The following is a 16,438-nucleotide window of genomic DNA, read 5'->3' as shown; positions in this document are numbered from 1 at the left end:
TTATGTTTATTTGGGAAAAAGACAGTATCAATAAAGAACAGGAAGATGCAATTCTCGAAAACAACAGCGTACTTCTTATTGCTTGTCCCGGTAGCGGTAAAACAAGAACTTTGACATTCAAAATTGCTTATGAGTTAAGCAGATTGAAGTCAGACAAAGAGTTCGTGATTGCTATAACCTATACCAACAGAGCTTCTGATGAGATCAAGGAACGAGTTGAATTATTAGGCGTAGATACAACCCAATTATGGATAGGCACTATCCATTCTTTTTGTATGGAATGGATTTTAAAACCATACCATCTGTATTCTGAAAGATTGAAGAACGGTTTTAAGGTCATCAATTCCTTTGATTCAGAGAAGATTTTAACCGAATTATGTGCCCCCTATAAGAAAGAGAAAATAACATATTATGATTGTGGTATTCTTGCCAAACCGGATGGTTTTTACTTAACCTGTCTTGATAGTGGTAAACATAATTCATTAAAGAAGATTCTTGGAGAATATTTTAAAGTTCTTGAAAAAAATCGACAAATTGATTTTGAGCAAATCTTATTTTATTCTTATGAAATTCTCAAATCAAAACCAGTTATAGCTAATATTTTGTGCAAATTATTTCCGTTTGTTTTAATTGACGAGTATCAAGATACCAAAGAAATACAGTATCATATTATATCCAAAATATTAAGCGTAAGCAAAGGAGCTTCAAAAACACTGATCGTAGGTGATCCAAATCAATCTATTTACGATTCACTGGGAGGGTATCCGATGCCGAAAGATGAATTAGAAAAATTATTAGGATTTGAATTGACTCCATTAAGCCTTGACAAAAACTATAGGTCATCTTCTGCTATTATTAGCTATTTTGATTATTATAAAACTTTCGATACCCCAATTGTAGCCTTTGGAAATGGAAAAGATTATTCAAGTTCAATCACATTTAACTCTTCCGTTTCAGTAGATAATTTAATTGAAGAATTGGCTCAGTTAATATTGTATAATGTTGAGAAAGCAGGGATTAGTCCCAATGAAATATGCATCACTGCACCACAATGGGTACACATAGCAAGTATTACAAGAAAACTTATCATTCGACTTCCTGATTTCAGTTTTGACGGACCAGGGATGGCACCGTTTTCTCGGGATATTGATAATTTTTGGTTCAAGGTTTCAAGAATTGCATTGACAGAACCATCTCCTTTTATGTATGTAAGAAGATTAAGGTGGAGCAATGAAATTTTAAATGAACTTGATTCCGCAGGAGTTGATGTTTCAAATATGACTAGTAAGAAATTTTTAAGAATTTGTAATTCTTTGGAGATTATCGAGAAAGATGGATTAACTTATTTAAGGACTTTTTTTAATCAGATCTGTGAAAAACTGAAAATTGCATCACCCAATTTTCCTTTGTTAGATGAACATTTCAATTCATTTTTTGCAAGTTCTGAAAGTAGAATTCAGAGGCTGATTGATGAAGGAAATCCATATATTGGTGATATTGAAAATTTCAGAAAAGTATTCAGACAGCGAGATGGAATTACAGTATCCACTATCCACGGCACCAAGGGCGAAGAATACGATACAGTTATAGGTTTTGGCTTGTTAGATGGCTATGTTCCTCATTTTAACGATAATAATGGTCTTGAAAATTCAAAGAAGCTATTATATGTCTTAGCTTCAAGAGCGAGAAAAAATTTACATCTTATTTCGGAAAGAAATAGAAACGTACATAAGTTTTATGCTCCGGATGGAAAGCCACCAACTTCACATTTAACTGATTACAATTTCAAGTATTTACATGTTCTGTAACTAAAAAAAGGGAGTTTGCTCACACAAACTCCCCAATATCAAAATCTCTCAAATCATTTTTCCGCAAAGTGGAAGAACCGGCTTCCGTTTCAGATGAGAATGTGCTGTCCAATAGCTCTGCTATTTTTTGGGAAGCACCCTCCATAGAGTTTTCCAGTAGGCTGAATAATTCGGTTCCTTGTATTTTCTGAACTATGGCTATCGCTGTTTCCTTTTGAGACGGCTCCAATTTTTCTTTTTGTAGCAACATCCCCACGGAGCTTAGTTCTTCAAAGGTAACCCCTTGGGCAAAACCGTTATCGCTACTGGATATTCCGTACCTGTTCCATTCATCTTCTTCATCATCAAAATCAGACATATTACTGAAAACTTCGTCCAGCTCTTCCTGCGGAATTTGAATGTCGACGTTTTCATTTTCGTCGTATTCTATGTCAAAATTATCAGGATTTACTTCCTGCTCCTCATTTTGGCGTTCAGTGGCATTGTTTGGCACCGAAAGGCTTCTCTTAGGTCTAGGTTGCCCCATAATATCGGGCAGTTTAGGGTTGCTTTTTCCCTGTATCGGTTTTCTTTCTGAACTTTTTTTGATTACAATCTTGTCCTGCACAAGCAGGGCAATCAAAATCAGCAGGCATATCACAATTACTATTTCCATAACTTATAAAATAGGTTTGTATTTATCATTAAAACTCTTGGTAATCTGCTCGCCAAATTCCTGAAAATGGTAGTCCAGTAAATTGTCTAAATAACCGTAAATGGTTATTTTGTCTTCGCCTATCACTTGTACAATACGTGACAATTTTTCGTGAAAATCTGGTCGGATATATACCGTTTTTCCATCTCGGGCATTCGTGTCTGTTCTTTTGAAAAAGAGGCTTTCGTAATCTGTTTCGTTTGTTTTTTTAATTTTGGTCTTTTCCTTCACAGCAGATTTCTCCAATGGTAGTTTTTCGGGCTGAACATATTCCTTTTCGAGGGCTTCAACAGTTTGTTCTGTGGGTAACTGTAATCCCTCTCTTTTTACGCCATCTACCATCAGGCTCATCATCAGTTCCTCGTTAATATCGGGCGTACTTTTTTTCTTATTTTCTTTTTCCATTAGACTATAATTGAATGATTCTTAAAAATTCATTTACAAATTGATCTAACTGACAGGCTTTCATCAAGCGTTCATCAGGTGGCATTACCGTAGAACGGAAAACGGCTTTGCTGTTTACTTCACTTTCTTTGCGAAAACGGGTGCTGTTTTTGATTTGGCTCTGCATCAGGCTTAATCCTAATTGTTTGATGAGCTCGTTATAAACCTCATATAAAGGTGTACTTTCCCTGCCATCAACCTGGTTCCAAAACAGGTTGATGGTTTCTATGGAAGTTTCGCCTTTTTTCATAATCACATCCTGCAAAAGCTGTGTAAAAATCAGTGTGCTTTCCATTACCACTCGGTCTGCCGTGATAGGTGTAAAAATGTGGTGCATTCCTGCCAATGCATTCAAAATACCAGGCGTGTTAACCGTTCCGGGCAGGTCAAAAAAGACCACATCAATAGGTACTGAAGAACTACTTAAAAATTCGTGAGCGGTTTCCAATACGCTATCAGCTTTGGATTGCATAATCGGATAGGCTTTTTTGTTGATGGTGGTAAATTGTTTGTAAGCCAGCTTTTTTAAAGCTTCGTTTTCCATTACCATCGCCAAATCACGAGCCTTCATTTTCATCAGGCTGTGCTGGGGAAAATCGGCATCAAATACGGCTACATTATAGCCCAACCGATAGTGCATCGTACTTGCAACCAATGTTGTAAATGTACTTTTTCCCACACCGCCTTTTTGAGATGAAAAGGCGATAAATACTGTTTTGTGTTTTGCATTCATATTTCAACTGTTTTTTAAATTTATATCCTCAATTACTTAGGTGCGCATATAGGTTTGTAGCTCTATACAGAATTATAGAGATAAACAGGTAATTACGCACTAGGCTATTTATGTACTTGAATACTTTTTTATGGCTGTAGGCAAATAGATTTGTACAACCATAATTACTTATTTATATACCTGCTTTTTTGCGTACACAATTGCATATTCAAGTATTTCAATGGGTGCTTTTTTACATCTTCACATTTGTATTTATTTACATCGGTAATGAAGTACTTACGTTGTTACCTGCATAGCTAACTATGTCTCTATATGTGTTTGTAAGTACAAATAAATGCAGATAAATAGGTGTTTACATTATCGTGGTAGTGTTTGGCTTCTAAAGGCAGAGTTTGTCCTAGTATCACATTGCAATACTCTTATCAACAGTTGGTTACTTTGTAAAATGAATTTTACTAACGGATTTATGCAAAGCATCTTGATAAAATGGACACGAAGCAGAACGGCATCGAGCCGATTTTCCCTGCTACATTTAATCCGTCCCGCAGGGCGGATTTTTGTGTTCATCAGAACACGGCAAGTTGTGTTTTGAGCATCTCGAAACGATTTCGGATGCTCAAAACAACTTGCCCTGCCGGGGGCTGAAAAACACCTTCCGAAGTCAGGGTTTTGTGTAAATTATAAATGGATTTGTGATGAACGAAAACAACAGAAAACAATTAAAAAAGACCGGACGCCGACCTAAAGAAGACCCGGCGAAGATTAGATATACAATTTCCTTTAATGCAGAAGAGCACAGCCGATTTCTTTCGCTCTTTGACCAATCGGGAATGCAGGTAAAGGCACATTTTATAACCTCTTGCATCTTTGAAAAAAAGATAAAAACCATTCAAATTGATAAAGGAACAGTTGATTTCTATATGCGATTGACCTCGTTTCACAGTCAATTTCGCTCGGTAGGTGTAAATTATAACCAAGTTGTAAAGCTATTGTACAAGAATTTTTCAGAGAAAAAAGGATCTGCCTACCTCTATAAATTGGAAAAACAGACGATTGAAATGGTATTGTTATGCCAAAAAATAATTCATCTAATCGAAGAATTTGAAGCAAAACATCTGAAAAAACAGGTCTAAAAATGATAGCAAAAATTGGAAGAAGCAGTAATTTATATGGTGCTTTGGCGTACAATAATCTTAAAGTGGAAAAGGAAAACGGACAAATTCTGTTTGCTAATAAGATAATTGAAACACCAAGCGGACATTATTCTGTAGCACAATTAAGCCAATCTTTTACACCTTATCTTATTGCAAATCGAAATACCGAAAAACATACGTTGCATATTTCGCTCAATCCAGACCCGAAAGATAATGTTAGTGATGAAAAATTTAGGGAGTTGGCAGAGCAGTATATGCGTGAAATGGGTTATGGCGAACAGCCTTTTGTCGTGTTCAAGCATACTGATATCGACAGAACGCACATACATATTGTTTCGGTTTGTGTGAATGAAGAAGGCAAAAAGATTTCAGATAAATTTGAGAAAATGCGGTCTATGAATGTGTGCCGAGAACTCGAAAGGCAACACGGATTGGTATCTGCAACAGATAAGGAACACAAGCAGAACGATAAGATTTTTAGCCCTGTGAATTACCAGAAAGGTGATGTAAAAAGTCAGATAGCTTCGGTAATTCGCCATTTACCGAACTATTACCAATACCAGACATTGGGCGAATACAACGCATTGCTTTCGTTATTCAATATTACTACTGAAAAAGTTGAGGACGAATTGCAGGGAAAATCTCAGCAGGGTTTATTGTATATTCCGTTAAATGAAAAAGGAGAAAGGGCCGGACATCCATTCAAGGCTTCGCTTTTCGGAAAGAGCGCAGGGCTTCCGACTTTGGAATTGCATTTTGCGAAATGCAAAGAGGCTTTGAAAGACCACCCGACAAAGCCAACTATCAAAGCTGCCATTACCATTGCCCTGAAAACCACGAGCGATGAACAGGCATTTAAAAAGCAGTTAACGGAACAGGGCATTAACGTAGTAGTGCGCCGGAATGATACAGGGCGTATTTATGGTATCACATTTATTGACCACAATTCCAAAGCGGTTTGGAACGGTTCCCGTTTAGGAACAGAACTTTCTGCCAATACCTTTAATGATTATTGGAACAATAATATCAAACCCGACATTAAAGAACCAGTTGAACTACAATCGAAAATATCAAGACCGAATGATGCAGATCTTCCTGCGGAAGAACCACATCATTTGTTCGACTTCCTGAATACTTCTGAAAAACACGAAGACGGTTTGATTGAGGCATTAGGCGGTTTGCTTCCCGAAGCCCAGGGCGATGATTACGAGGAACAGGATTTTGCTAACAAAATGAAGAAGAAAAAAAGAAGACTGTAATAGGTTAGATTTTTAATTCTATTTGTTATATTTAAGTACTTGCTTAAATAAACGAATTAGCTATCTTTGCACTATGGACAATAATTCTTGCATACGACAACAAGCGGACATTAAACAAATAAACCGTTGTAAAGACAGAGTTTCAGAACTCAATGGTTCGTTTGACTATTTATCGAACGGACTTGAATTAGCGGGAAACAATGTAAGGCTGAAAATCCTCTTTCTGCTTTATGAAGAAAAACGGCTTTGTGTTTGTGACATAAGCGACATACTTGGTATGACAATTTCAGCAGTTTCACAGCACTTACGAAAACTCAAAGACAGAAAACTCATTGAAGCAGAACGAGAAGCTCAAACCATTTTTTACTCATTGGCTAAAGAGTATGAAAAAATGCTGAACCCGTTTTTCAAAATCCTTGGCGAAAACAAAATTTTGGAAACAATATGAAAACAGACAAAAAATTAATTGGTGCAGGACTTTTGACTGCAATTGCAGCTTCTCTTTGTTGCATCACACCCGTATTAGCTCTTATTGCAGGAACAAGCGGTCTTACTTCCACTTTTTCTTGGCTTGAACCTTTTCGACCGTATTTTATTGGGTTGACAATTTTGGTTCTTGGTTTTGCTTGGTATCAAAAGTTGAAACCCAAAAAGCAAATAGATTGCAATTGTGAGACAGAAGAAAAACCAAAATTCATTCAGTCAAAAATGTTTTTAGGAATTGTAACAGCATTTGCAATCGTAATGCTTGTCTTTCCATACTACTCAAGCATTTTCTACCCAAAGACAGAAAAGCAAATTATAGTGGTGGACAAATCCAATATTCAAAAAGTAGAATTTACGATTAGCGGAATGACTTGTGCAAGTTGTGGCGAACACGTAAACCATGAAGTAAATAAATTGACAGGAATAATAAGTTCAAACGCCTCATACGAAAAAGAAAACGCAATCGTAAAATTTGACAACTCAAAAACTAACATTTTTGAAATTGAAAAAGCAATAAACTCGACAGGATATTCTGTAACCGACAAAAAATAAAATGAAATGGAAATCAAATTGCAATCAACAATAATCTGCCCCAACTGCGAACACAAGAAAGAAGAAACAATGCCGACAGATGCTTGCCAATATTTCTACGAATGTGAAAAGTGCAAACAAGTTCTTAAACCAAAACAAGGAGACTGTTGTGTTTATTGCAGTTACGGAAATGTTCCTTGTCCACCCATTCAGCAAGACAAAAAATGTTGCTAACGGACAGAAAACAAAAAAGGTTAGCAACTAAAAGTGTCTTTTATTTTGATCCTCTATAAATGTTACTATACAAAGTGGTCATAGGAGCTACACCTCTTATCTCTCCGCCAAACAGTACCATGCACCGCCATTGAGTGCCACATTCTTATAACCACTCTTTAGACCTTTTAAATTCACGCCCTAACATTAAAAATTAAAATAATGCAGGGAGAAGATGATTTAAGAGGACTTGCCAAGATTATGGCATTTATGCGGGCAGTCAGTATTCTTTTGGTACTGATGCACCTTTATTGGTTCTGCTACGGTTTCTTCATAGAACGTGGCTGGACTTTAGAAGTAATCAATAAAATATTAGGCAATTTCCAACGAACAGCTGGTTTGTTTTCGCATACCTTATATACCAAAGTTTTTGCAATTGTATTGCTGGCTTTGAGCTGCTTGGGAACTAAAGGCGTAAAGAATGAAAAGATAACCTGGACTAAAATTTACGTAGCTTTGGGCGTTGGTTTTGTGCTGTTCTTCCTGAATACACCGTTGTTAAAGCTATCTCCGGTAATAAGCACATTCCTGTATATCCTTACTATCTCGTTAGGTTATATCGCTTTGCTGATGGCAGGTGTTTGGATGAGCCGTTTGCTTCGTACTAACCTTATGGACGATGTTTTCAATAATGAGAACGAGAGTTTTCAGCAGGAAACCAAATTGATGGAAAATGAATATTCTGTCAATCTTCCCACAAAATTTTATTACAAAAACAAATGGAATAACGGCTGGATAAACATCGTCAATCCTTTTCGGGCAACCATTGTTTTAGGAACGCCAGGTTCCGGAAAATCGTATGCTATCGTAAACAACTATATCAAGCAACAGATTGAGAAAGGGTTCTCAATGTACATCTACGATTTTAAGTTTGATGACCTTTCCACCATTGCCTACAATCATTTACTGAAGCATCGGGACAAGTACAAAGTTCAACCCAAACTCTACATCATCAATTTTGACGATCCACGTAAGAGCCACCGTTGCAATCCTCTCAATCCCAACTTTATGACGGACATTTCCGATGCTTACGAAGCCGCATATACCATAATGCTGAACCTCAATCGTAGCTGGATACAGAAGCAAGGCGATTTCTTTGTGGAAAGCCCGATTATATTATTGGCTGCTATTATTTGGTATCTGAAAATCTATGAGGACGGTAAGTACTGTACATTCCCACACGCCATTGAATTGCTGAATAAAAAGTATTCGGACGTATTTACTATTTTAACTTCATATCCTGATTTGGAAAATTATCTTTCGCCGTTTATGGATGCGTGGCAAAGTGGCGCACAAGACCAATTACAGGGACAGATTGCATCAGCAAAAATTCCTTTATCAAGAATGATTTCGCCACAATTGTATTGGGTAATGACTGGCGATGATTTTTCTTTGGATATTAATAATCCCAAAGAACCCAAGATTTTGTGTGTTGGTAATAATCCCGACCGTCAAAATATTTATTCGGCAGCTTTGGGATTGTATAATTCAAGGATTGTCAAACTCATTAATAAAAAAGGGCAATTAAAGAGTTCTGTTATTATTGATGAGTTGCCCACTATTTATTTTCGGGGATTAGATAATCTTATTGCAACTGCCCGAAGTAATAAAGTGGCAGTTTGTTTAGGCTTTCAGGATTTTTCGCAATTGATAAGGGATTATGGCGATAAAGAAGCAAAGGTTATCCAAAACACTGTGGGCAATATATTTTCGGGTCAGGTAGTTGGCGAAACGGCAAAGAGCCTTTCGGAAAGGTTCGGAAAAGTTTTGCAGAAACGTCAAAGTTTATCAATCAATAGAAATGATACCTCAACTTCAATATCGACACAATTAGATAGTTTAATTCCGGCTTCCAAAATCTCAACATTAACCCAAGGTATGTTTGTAGGTGCTGTTTCGGACAACTTTGACGAACGCATCGAGCAAAAGATTTTCCACGCTGAAATTGTCGTGGACAATGAAAAAGTTGCCGCAGAAACTAAAGTATATCAGAAGATACCGGAAATCCTATCCTTTGTTGATGAACACGGGGAAGATAAAATGAAACAGCAAATTGAAAGTAATTACCGTCAGATAAAAATAGACATTGTTCTAATTATTGCAACTGAATTGGAAAGGATTAAGAATGATCCGAATTTGCAACATTTGGTGCAACAGGGGTAAACTTCACTAAATATTTTTTTTAAACAATTTTGGCAGTTAAAATATTAATCGTAATATTGCGATGTATAATTATAGATAAAAATGGGAGTTACAAAAACTGAAATATTTACGGAACAGCAGAACCGTTTAGCAACTTCGCTAAAGGCATTGGCTCATCCTGCACGCATAGCTATCCTACAATATATCATTAAACAAAATACCTGTATTTGTAATGACTTGGTAGAGGAATTGGGATTGGCACAAGCTACCATTTCGCAGCATTTGAAAGAACTAAAAAACATTGGTATTATTAAAGGAAATATAGAGGGAACCAGTGTATGCTACTGCATTGATGAAAATGTTTGGCAGCAGATTAAGAAGGAACTCAACACTTTCTTCGTTGACGATATAGGTATTGATAAATGTTGCTAAGCATTTATTTTGACTAAATTAATCGTAACAATGCAATATAACAATTAAATAATGGAATTATGAAACTATCAAAAATCAAAGAAATCTTACCAACATTAGAGAATGTTGAATTTCAATTAGAGAACGGAACATTTGTTCCTGAACATTTCCACGTTACCGAAGTGGGGCAAATCAATAAAAAATTTATTGATTGTGGCGGTGTAATCCGCAATGAAAAAGTAGTCAACTTTCAGTTGTGGAATGCTGACGATTTCGAACATAGATTGAAGCCAACCAAGCTATTAAACATCATCAAACTATCCGAAGAAAAATTAGGCATGGAAGATGCTGAAATTGAAGTAGAATATCAAAGTGATACTATCGGGAAATATGATTTGGATTTCAACGGAAAAACATTCGTACTGAAAAGTAAAACAACAGCTTGTCTTGCTCAGGATGCTTGCGGTATTCCTGTCGAAAAGCAAAAAATAAAATTATCAGCGTTGAATAATGCTTCCTGCACACCTAATTCAGGATGTTGTTAAACCCTTTAAATCAATCAAAATGTAAAAGAATTTAGTTGAAACAATAAACAATGTTACTACTTTTCAAAACATCAGTGAAGAACGCAAAAATATATTACGACCACTGATAGATTTTGTACAGCAAAAAGTAAACAATAGTCAGGAAATAAGTATCAACTTCATTTGTACCCATAATTCACGAAGAAGTCATTTGTCGCAGGTTTGGGCACAGGTAGCAGCAGCGTACTATACTATCCCAAATGTACATTGTTATTCAGGCGGAACAGAGGAAACGGCATTATTCCCGAAAGTGGCAGAAACATTGACACATCAGGGATTAAGTATTTTCAAAATAGCAGATACCGACAATCCTGTATATGCCATAAAGTATAGTGATAATTCTTTGCCGATTGTTGGTTTTTCCAAAAAATATGATAGCCCTTTCAATCCTGTATCAGCGTTTGTAGCTATTATGACCTGTTCACAGGCAGACGGCGGATGCCCTTTTATTGCAGGAGCAGAAAAGAGAATACCTATCACATTTGAAGACCCTAAAATTTCAGACAATACACAGGAACAATCAAAGGTATATGCTGATAGAAGTTTACAGATAGCAACGGAAATGTTCTATGTTTTTTCAATGATTAAAATGTAGCCGATGCAACCAAAACTAAAATTCTTAGACAGATACCTTACCTTATGGATATTCCTTGCAATGGCAGTAGGTATAGGATTGGGATATATTTTTCCCGGTATTTCAAAAATTACAAATGCGCTATCCGTAGGCACTACAAATATTCCGTTGGCAATAGGTTTAATATTGATGATGTATCCGCCATTAGCAAAGGTTGATTATTCATTATTGCCTATGGCGTTTAAGGATAAAAAAGTAATTGGTATATCCTTATTACTGAATTGGGGTATCGGTACAGTGCTAATGTTCGGGTTAGCCGTTTTATTTTTAAGGAATGAACCCGATTATATGACAGGTTTGATACTGATAGGTTTGGCAAGATGTATCGCAATGGTAATCGTTTGGAGTGACTTAGCTAAAGCAAACAGAGAATATACAGCTATGTTAGTTGCATTAAACAGTATCTTCCAGATATTTACTTACAGTTTTTTAGTTTGGTTATTCATCAACGTATTACCTGCAAAATTAGGATTAGCCAATTTCAATGTAAGCGTATCAATGAAAGATGTTACCGAAAGCGTACTGATATACTTGGGTATTCCATTCTTGGCAGGTTTTTTAAGCCGCTACTTCCTTGTAAAATCAAAAGGTATAGAATGGTATAATCGGAAATTTGTACCCAAAATATCGCCCATTACATTGTATGCTTTACTGTTTACCATAGTATTGATGTTCAGTCTGAAAGGCGATAAAATAGTAGAGTTGCCAATGGATGTAGTAAAAGTAGCAATACCGTTAATCATCTATTTTATACTTATGTTTTTCGTGAGCTTCTTTATCAATAAATCTCTTAAAGTTCCTTACGATAAAAACACATCCATCGCATTTACAGCCACAGGAAACAATTTTGAATTGGCAATAGCCGTAGCAATATCGGTTTTCGGTATTCATTCGCCACAGGCATTTGTGGGCGTTATCGGCCCATTGGTGGAAGTTCCTGTACTGATATTATTGGTACGTGCAAGTTTGTGGCTAAAGAAAAAATATTATGACCAAAATGCTCATTGATGCTTTGAATAAAGAAATGGGATAAAGAAAGTCAGCAAACTACTTGGCCAGTTTTTCATTTGGTAGATACAAATTTAAGCAATATTAAAAATGAAGAATTGGACAACGCAGTGGATAAATACATCAATTGACAACTGTTCTACAATTACAAGAAAATATTAATTGTAATTTTATAGAGCCTATTTTAAGCTAATTTCAAATAAAGCACAAAATATATGACAACACTCTTTATAAAAAATATGGTTTGCAACCGTTGCATTATGGTAGTGCAGAATGAATTGGACAAGCTTGGCTTAGACGTAAAAAATATAAAGCTCGGCGAAGTAACATTAGATAAAGAGCCAACAACCGATGAAAAAAATAAATTGGATAAAGCCTTAATTCTATTAGGATTTGAACTCATTGATGATAAAAAAAGCAGGGTTATCGAAAAGATAAAGAACGTCATTATTGACTTGGTTCATCATCAGGACAACAATACCAAAACTAACCTTTCAGATGTATTAAGCAGTCAATTGCACCACGATTATAATTACTTATCCAACCTGTTTTCAGAAGTAGAAGGCACTACTATCGAAAAATATTTTATTGCCCAAAAAATAGAGAAGGTAAAAGAATTATTGGTATATGATGAACTATCTTTGAGTGAAATTGCTTTCCGTTTAAATTACTCAAGTGTAGCCTATTTAAGCAACCAATTCAAAAAGGTAACAGGACTTACCACAAGTTATTTCAAGCAAATACGAGAGGATAAAAGAAAACCTTTGGATAAGGTCTAAGTAAATCTTACAAATCATTCCCAAAATTCCACAACGAAAAAATGGAAACAATATGGAACTTTGTATCATAATAAAACTCATACAAAATGGTACACAAATATCAAGTAACAGGTATGACCTGTGGAGGTTGCGAAGCAAAGGTGAAATCGGCTTTATTAAAGGTTGAAAATGTGACAAATGTTGAAGTTTCAAAAGATGAAAACTCAGCTACCCTGACAATGGATAAACACATCCCAACTACACAATTGCAAAAAGCATTAACTGCTGTTGGAAAATATACCATAGAAATGAGCAATAACAAAAGCCCACAACATACCACGACAAATGAACCAGTGGCAAAATCCTGCTGTTCCGCTCATTCTCACGATGATAAAAAAACAATCGAAGTGACTAGCAATATAAAAGGCAAATACTATTGCCCAATGCATTGTGAAGGCGATAAAACCTATGATAAAGCTGGCGATTGCCCTGTTTGTGGAATGCATTTGGTAAAAGAAGCAGAATTGGATGTAAAGAAAACGATGTACACCTGTCCAATGCATCCCGAAGTTATTCAAGATAGTCCGGGTTCATGTCCTATATGCGGAATGGATTTAGTACCCATGGAACCAAGCGATTCCGAAGAAAAAAAAACCTATCTGGATTTGCTTAAAAAAATGAAAATTGCAACCCTCTTTACGGTGCCAATTTTTATTATTGCCATGATGGAAATGGTACATAACAATCCGTTATTTCAAATAATGGACAGCAACATGTGGAACTGGGTGCAATTTCTGTTTTCAATTCCTGTTGTTTTCTATGCTGGTTGGATGTTTTTTGTACGAGCTTGGAAATCCATAATCACTTGGAATCTAAATATGTTTACCCTTATCGGAATAGGAACTGGAGTTGCATTTTTGTTTAGTATTGTAGGAATGCTGATTCCGAATATCTTTCCGGAAGAATTTAAAACCGAACACGGAACCATTCATCTTTATTTTGAAGCAGCAACAGTAATCATTACACTGGTCTTGTTGGGACAATTGTTAGAAGCAAGAGCACATAGCCAAACCAGTGGAGCTATAAAAGCGTTATTACAATTAGCACCAACCGAAGCTACTTTGATTGGTGAAGGGGGCGATAAAGTGATTTCCATTCATGATATTAAGAAAGGTGATTTATTACGCGTAAAACCAGGAGATAAAATTCCAGTTGACGGAAAAATAACCGATGGTGAAAGCAGTATTGATGAAGCAATGATTACAGGAGAACCAATTCCCGTTGACAAAAAGAAAGACGATAATGTAATTTCGGGAACAATCAACGGGAACAAATCATTTGTAATGATGGCCGAAAAAGTAGGTTCTGAAACATTACTTTCTCAAATTGTACAAATGGTTAACGATGCTTCTCGTTCAAGAGCACCCATTCAAAAATTAGCCGATAGTATTTCTAAATATTTTGTACCCATTGTAGTAATCATTTCAGTAATTACCTTTTTTGTTTGGGCACTATTTGGTCCAGAACCAGCGAAGGTTTATGGATTTATAAATGCCATTGCAGTTTTAATCATAGCTTGTCCTTGTGCTTTAGGTTTAGCCACGCCGATGTCTGTGATGGTGGGTGTGGGCAAAGGAGCACAATCTGGAGTATTAATTAAAAATGCCGAAGCCTTAGAAAATATGAATAAGGTGGATGTTTTAATAACAGATAAAACAGGAACGCTAACAGAGGGAAAACCTTCGGTAGAAAAAATTTACGCATCAACTAATAACGAGGATGATTTATTGCAAAATATAGCTTCCTTAAACCAATACAGTGAACATCCATTGGCACAAGCAGTAGTCAATTATGCCAAAACAAAATCTATTTCATTAATTGGAGTCAAAGATTTTGAAAATGTTACAGGAAAAGGAGTTACAGGAACGGTTACCAATAGAAAAGTAGCATTAGGCAATAAAAAACTAATGGAACAGGTTAAGGCAACTATTTCTGACGATTTAGAAAACAAAATTATTGCAGAACAAAAACTTGGTAAAACGGTTTCTTACATTGCTGTTGATGGTGTTACAGTTGGTTTTGTTTCAATTACCGATGCGATAAAAACTTCGAGTGCAGCAGCGATAAAAGAACTAATGCTTCAAGGTGTAGAAGTAATTATGCTTACTGGTGACAATGTTAATACAGCCAAAGCAGTAGCGGATGAATTAGGTTTATCTTCCTATAAAGCAGGATGCTTACCCGAAGATAAACTCAACGAAATTAAACGTTTACAAGCAGAAGGGAAAATTGTAGCTATGGCTGGTGATGGTATAAATGATGCTCCGGCATTAGCACAAGCCAATATCGGAATAGCTATGGGAACTGGAACCGATGTAGCCATAGAAAGTGCCAAAATAACTTTAGTAAAAGGCGATTTATTAGGTATCGTTAAAGCAAAAAATTTGAGCCATGCTGTTATGAAAAACATCAAGCAAAATTTATTCTTTGCCTTTTTCTACAATGTGCTTGGTGTTCCAATTGCAGCAGGTATTTTATATCCGTTTTTTGGAATTTTATTATCTCCAATGATTGCAGCTTTAGCAATGTCTTTAAGTTCTGTATCGGTAATCGTAAATGCATTGCGATTACGCAGTTTTAAACTTTAAATGAATTATTCAATAAACAAAATGGAAAAGAATAATCAAGACTTACGATTCAAAACAAATATTAACTGTGGTGGATGTGTAGCATCTGTAAAACCTCATTTGGATAATGCCGATGGTATATGACATTGGGAAGTAGATACAACTAAAGACAAGGTGCTTACCGTAAAATCAGAAGGAATTACACAAGAACAGGAAATTGAAACTGTACAGAAAGCAGGTTTTAAAATAGAACCATTAAACAAAGATAATTTACTTATCCTAATACCTGTTTAGTTATTTAACTTATAACAAACACTTTAGGTAATTCACTGTATATTTATTTTAATAAGCATAAAAAGGACTATGCAGACTAGTGATTTAGACATTTTATCTATAATTCTGTGTTTGCAGTTCACGAAAGTGCAAAATATAGCAATTAAAAGAAATAATTTCATAATTTTGTAGTGTTGAAAAATTTGAGTAAACATATCAGCTTTGTCATCTTACTATGTTTGGGCTTTTTCCTAATGCCAAGCATAAGCTATGCTTGTGCAAAAAAAACAACTAAGACAGAGCAAAAGTCCTGCTCAAAAGATCAATCTGCAAAAGCAGAACATAAAAGCAGTTGCAAGGACAAGTCCTGTAAAAAATGCAAAGATGGTCACGACTGCGACGGCAATTGTAAGCACAGTTCTTGTGGATGCAGCACTTCTTCATCTTCTGTAAGCTTACCAATACCAGTAGATTTAAAAACAGCTGACCCTTTTGCTGAAATTAAAAAGCAAAAATTCGGTTTCAAAGAAGCCTACTATTCTTCAGGCTACTCTTCCATTTGGCAACCACCTAAAATAAGCTAAAACGATGGCTTGTTAGCCATACGTGTGCCTTGTCG

At 35.9% G+C, this 16,438-nt stretch carries 17 protein-coding genes; 14 read left to right on the top strand and 3 right to left on the bottom strand.

Annotation, left to right across the window (positions count from 1 at the left end):
- Positions 1 to 2: 2 nt before the first annotated feature.
- Positions 3 to 1,808 (top strand): UvrD-helicase domain-containing protein, encoded by a 1,806-nt coding sequence (locus DR871_RS13270; RefSeq protein WP_113667132.1) that lies wholly within the window; start codon positions 3 to 5, stop codon positions 1,806 to 1,808.
- A 19-nt stretch (positions 1,809 to 1,827) separates the two neighbouring features.
- On the opposite strand, the gene DR871_RS13265 is transcribed toward DR871_RS13270, so the two are convergent.
- The 3 genes from DR871_RS13265 to DR871_RS13255 are packed head-to-tail and all read right to left on the bottom strand — an operon-like array spanning position 1,828 to position 3,679.
- A complete protein-coding gene (locus DR871_RS13265; RefSeq protein WP_113667133.1) occupies positions 1,828 to 2,463 on the bottom strand; it encodes a conjugal transfer protein TraD in 636 nt (211 codons plus the stop codon).
- Between the two features lie 3 nt (positions 2,464 to 2,466).
- Positions 2,467 to 2,907, bottom strand: a complete 441-nt coding sequence (locus DR871_RS13260) for a DUF3408 domain-containing protein (protein WP_113667134.1) — start codon at positions 2,905 to 2,907, stop codon at positions 2,467 to 2,469.
- 4 nt (positions 2,908 to 2,911) lie between these two features.
- Positions 2,912 to 3,679: a ParA family protein gene (locus tag DR871_RS13255; RefSeq protein ID WP_113667135.1), complete on the bottom strand. Its 768-nt coding sequence runs from the start codon at positions 3,677 to 3,679 to the stop codon at positions 2,912 to 2,914.
- Positions 3,680 to 4,374: 695 nt separating this feature from the next.
- On the opposite strand from DR871_RS13255, the gene mobA reads away from it, so the two are divergent.
- The 13 genes from mobA to DR871_RS16495 all read left to right on the top strand — a co-directional run bounded on the left by mobA (position 4,375) and on the right by DR871_RS16495 (position 16,403).
- Positions 4,375 to 4,812, top strand: coding sequence for a conjugal transfer protein MobA (mobA, locus tag DR871_RS13250; protein WP_113667136.1), 438 nt, complete (start codon positions 4,375 to 4,377; stop codon positions 4,810 to 4,812).
- Between the two features lie 2 nt (positions 4,813 to 4,814).
- Positions 4,815 to 6,092 carry a conjugal transfer protein MobB gene (gene mobB, locus DR871_RS13245; protein WP_113667137.1) on the top strand — a complete coding sequence of 426 codons (1,278 nt, stop codon included), beginning with the start codon at positions 4,815 to 4,817 and terminating at the stop codon, positions 6,090 to 6,092.
- Positions 6,093 to 6,165: 73 nt separating this feature from the next.
- Positions 6,166 to 6,540: an ArsR/SmtB family transcription factor gene (locus DR871_RS13240; protein WP_074590678.1), complete on the top strand. Its 375-nt coding sequence runs from the start codon at positions 6,166 to 6,168 to the stop codon at positions 6,538 to 6,540.
- Positions 6,537 to 7,130, top strand: a complete 594-nt coding sequence (merTP, locus tag DR871_RS13235; RefSeq protein WP_074590676.1) for a mercuric transport protein MerTP — start codon at positions 6,537 to 6,539, stop codon at positions 7,128 to 7,130. The genes DR871_RS13240 and merTP overlap by 4 nt, the downstream gene beginning before the upstream one ends.
- Positions 7,131 to 7,136: 6 nt before the next feature.
- The gene (locus DR871_RS13230) at positions 7,137 to 7,343 is read left to right on the top strand and encodes a GDCCVxC domain-containing (seleno)protein (RefSeq protein ID WP_074590674.1); all 207 of its coding nucleotides are present in this window, start codon (positions 7,137 to 7,139) and stop codon (positions 7,341 to 7,343) included.
- A 201-nt stretch (positions 7,344 to 7,544) separates the two neighbouring features.
- Positions 7,545 to 9,545 carry a conjugal transfer protein MobC gene (mobC, locus tag DR871_RS13225; protein WP_074590671.1) on the top strand — a complete coding sequence of 667 codons (2,001 nt, stop codon included), beginning with the start codon at positions 7,545 to 7,547 and terminating at the stop codon, positions 9,543 to 9,545.
- A gap of 81 nt (positions 9,546 to 9,626) precedes the next feature.
- Entirely contained in the window at positions 9,627 to 9,956 is a 330-nt protein-coding gene (locus tag DR871_RS13220) for an ArsR/SmtB family transcription factor (protein WP_074590670.1), read from the top strand.
- Between the two features lie 59 nt (positions 9,957 to 10,015).
- The gene (locus DR871_RS13215; RefSeq protein WP_074590668.1) at positions 10,016 to 10,480 is read left to right on the top strand and encodes a DUF6428 family protein; all 465 of its coding nucleotides are present in this window, start codon (positions 10,016 to 10,018) and stop codon (positions 10,478 to 10,480) included.
- Positions 10,481 to 10,523: 43 nt separating this feature from the next.
- Entirely contained in the window at positions 10,524 to 11,114 is a 591-nt protein-coding gene (locus DR871_RS13210) for an arsenate-mycothiol transferase ArsC (protein ID WP_113667138.1), read from the top strand.
- Between the two features lie 3 nt (positions 11,115 to 11,117).
- Positions 11,118 to 12,161, top strand: coding sequence for an ACR3 family arsenite efflux transporter (gene arsB / locus DR871_RS13205; protein ID WP_074590663.1), 1,044 nt, complete (start codon positions 11,118 to 11,120; stop codon positions 12,159 to 12,161).
- A gap of 215 nt (positions 12,162 to 12,376) precedes the next feature.
- Positions 12,377 to 12,940 carry a helix-turn-helix domain-containing protein gene (locus DR871_RS13200; RefSeq protein WP_074590661.1) on the top strand — a complete coding sequence of 188 codons (564 nt, stop codon included), beginning with the start codon at positions 12,377 to 12,379 and terminating at the stop codon, positions 12,938 to 12,940.
- Positions 12,941 to 13,026: 86 nt separating this feature from the next.
- Positions 13,027 to 15,567 (top strand): heavy metal translocating P-type ATPase, encoded by a 2,541-nt coding sequence (locus DR871_RS13195; protein WP_113667139.1) that lies wholly within the window; start codon positions 13,027 to 13,029, stop codon positions 15,565 to 15,567.
- A 455-nt stretch (positions 15,568 to 16,022) separates the two neighbouring features.
- Entirely contained in the window at positions 16,023 to 16,403 is a 381-nt protein-coding gene (locus tag DR871_RS16495; protein ID WP_177190293.1) for a hypothetical protein, read from the top strand.
- Positions 16,404 to 16,438: the final 35 nt, after the last annotated feature.

This window comes from Flavobacterium petrolei (assembly GCF_003314435.2).
Classification (GTDB): domain Bacteria; phylum Bacteroidota; class Bacteroidia; order Flavobacteriales; family Flavobacteriaceae; genus Flavobacterium; species Flavobacterium petrolei.
The sequence above is the reverse complement of the archived record's forward strand: the minus strand, read 5'-3'. Positions and strand labels throughout refer to the sequence as shown.

Excerpts from the sequence above, each read along its gene's own strand:
- DR871_RS13270 (WP_113667132.1), top strand. The coding sequence starts at position 3 with ATGTTTATTTGGGAAAAAGACAGTATCAATAAAGAACAGGAAGATGCA.
- DR871_RS13265 (WP_113667133.1), bottom strand. The coding sequence starts at position 2,463 with ATGGAAATAGTAATTGTGATATGCCTGCTGATTTTGATTGCCCTGCTT.
- DR871_RS13260 (WP_113667134.1), bottom strand. The coding sequence starts at position 2,907 with ATGGAAAAAGAAAATAAGAAAAAAAGTACGCCCGATATTAACGAGGAA.
- DR871_RS13255 (WP_113667135.1), bottom strand. The coding sequence starts at position 3,679 with ATGAATGCAAAACACAAAACAGTATTTATCGCCTTTTCATCTCAAAAA.
- mobA (WP_113667136.1), top strand. The coding sequence starts at position 4,375 with ATGAACGAAAACAACAGAAAACAATTAAAAAAGACCGGACGCCGACCT.
- mobB (WP_113667137.1), top strand. The coding sequence starts at position 4,815 with ATGATAGCAAAAATTGGAAGAAGCAGTAATTTATATGGTGCTTTGGCG.
- DR871_RS13240 (WP_074590678.1), top strand. The coding sequence starts at position 6,166 with ATGGACAATAATTCTTGCATACGACAACAAGCGGACATTAAACAAATA.
- merTP (WP_074590676.1), top strand. The coding sequence starts at position 6,537 with ATGAAAACAGACAAAAAATTAATTGGTGCAGGACTTTTGACTGCAATT.
- DR871_RS13230 (WP_074590674.1), top strand. The coding sequence starts at position 7,137 with ATGGAAATCAAATTGCAATCAACAATAATCTGCCCCAACTGCGAACAC.
- mobC (WP_074590671.1), top strand. The coding sequence starts at position 7,545 with ATGCAGGGAGAAGATGATTTAAGAGGACTTGCCAAGATTATGGCATTT.
- DR871_RS13220 (WP_074590670.1), top strand. The coding sequence starts at position 9,627 with ATGGGAGTTACAAAAACTGAAATATTTACGGAACAGCAGAACCGTTTA.
- DR871_RS13215 (WP_074590668.1), top strand. The coding sequence starts at position 10,016 with ATGAAACTATCAAAAATCAAAGAAATCTTACCAACATTAGAGAATGTT.
- arsB (WP_074590663.1), top strand. The coding sequence starts at position 11,118 with ATGCAACCAAAACTAAAATTCTTAGACAGATACCTTACCTTATGGATA.
- DR871_RS13200 (WP_074590661.1), top strand. The coding sequence starts at position 12,377 with ATGACAACACTCTTTATAAAAAATATGGTTTGCAACCGTTGCATTATG.
- DR871_RS13195 (WP_113667139.1), top strand. The coding sequence starts at position 13,027 with ATGGTACACAAATATCAAGTAACAGGTATGACCTGTGGAGGTTGCGAA.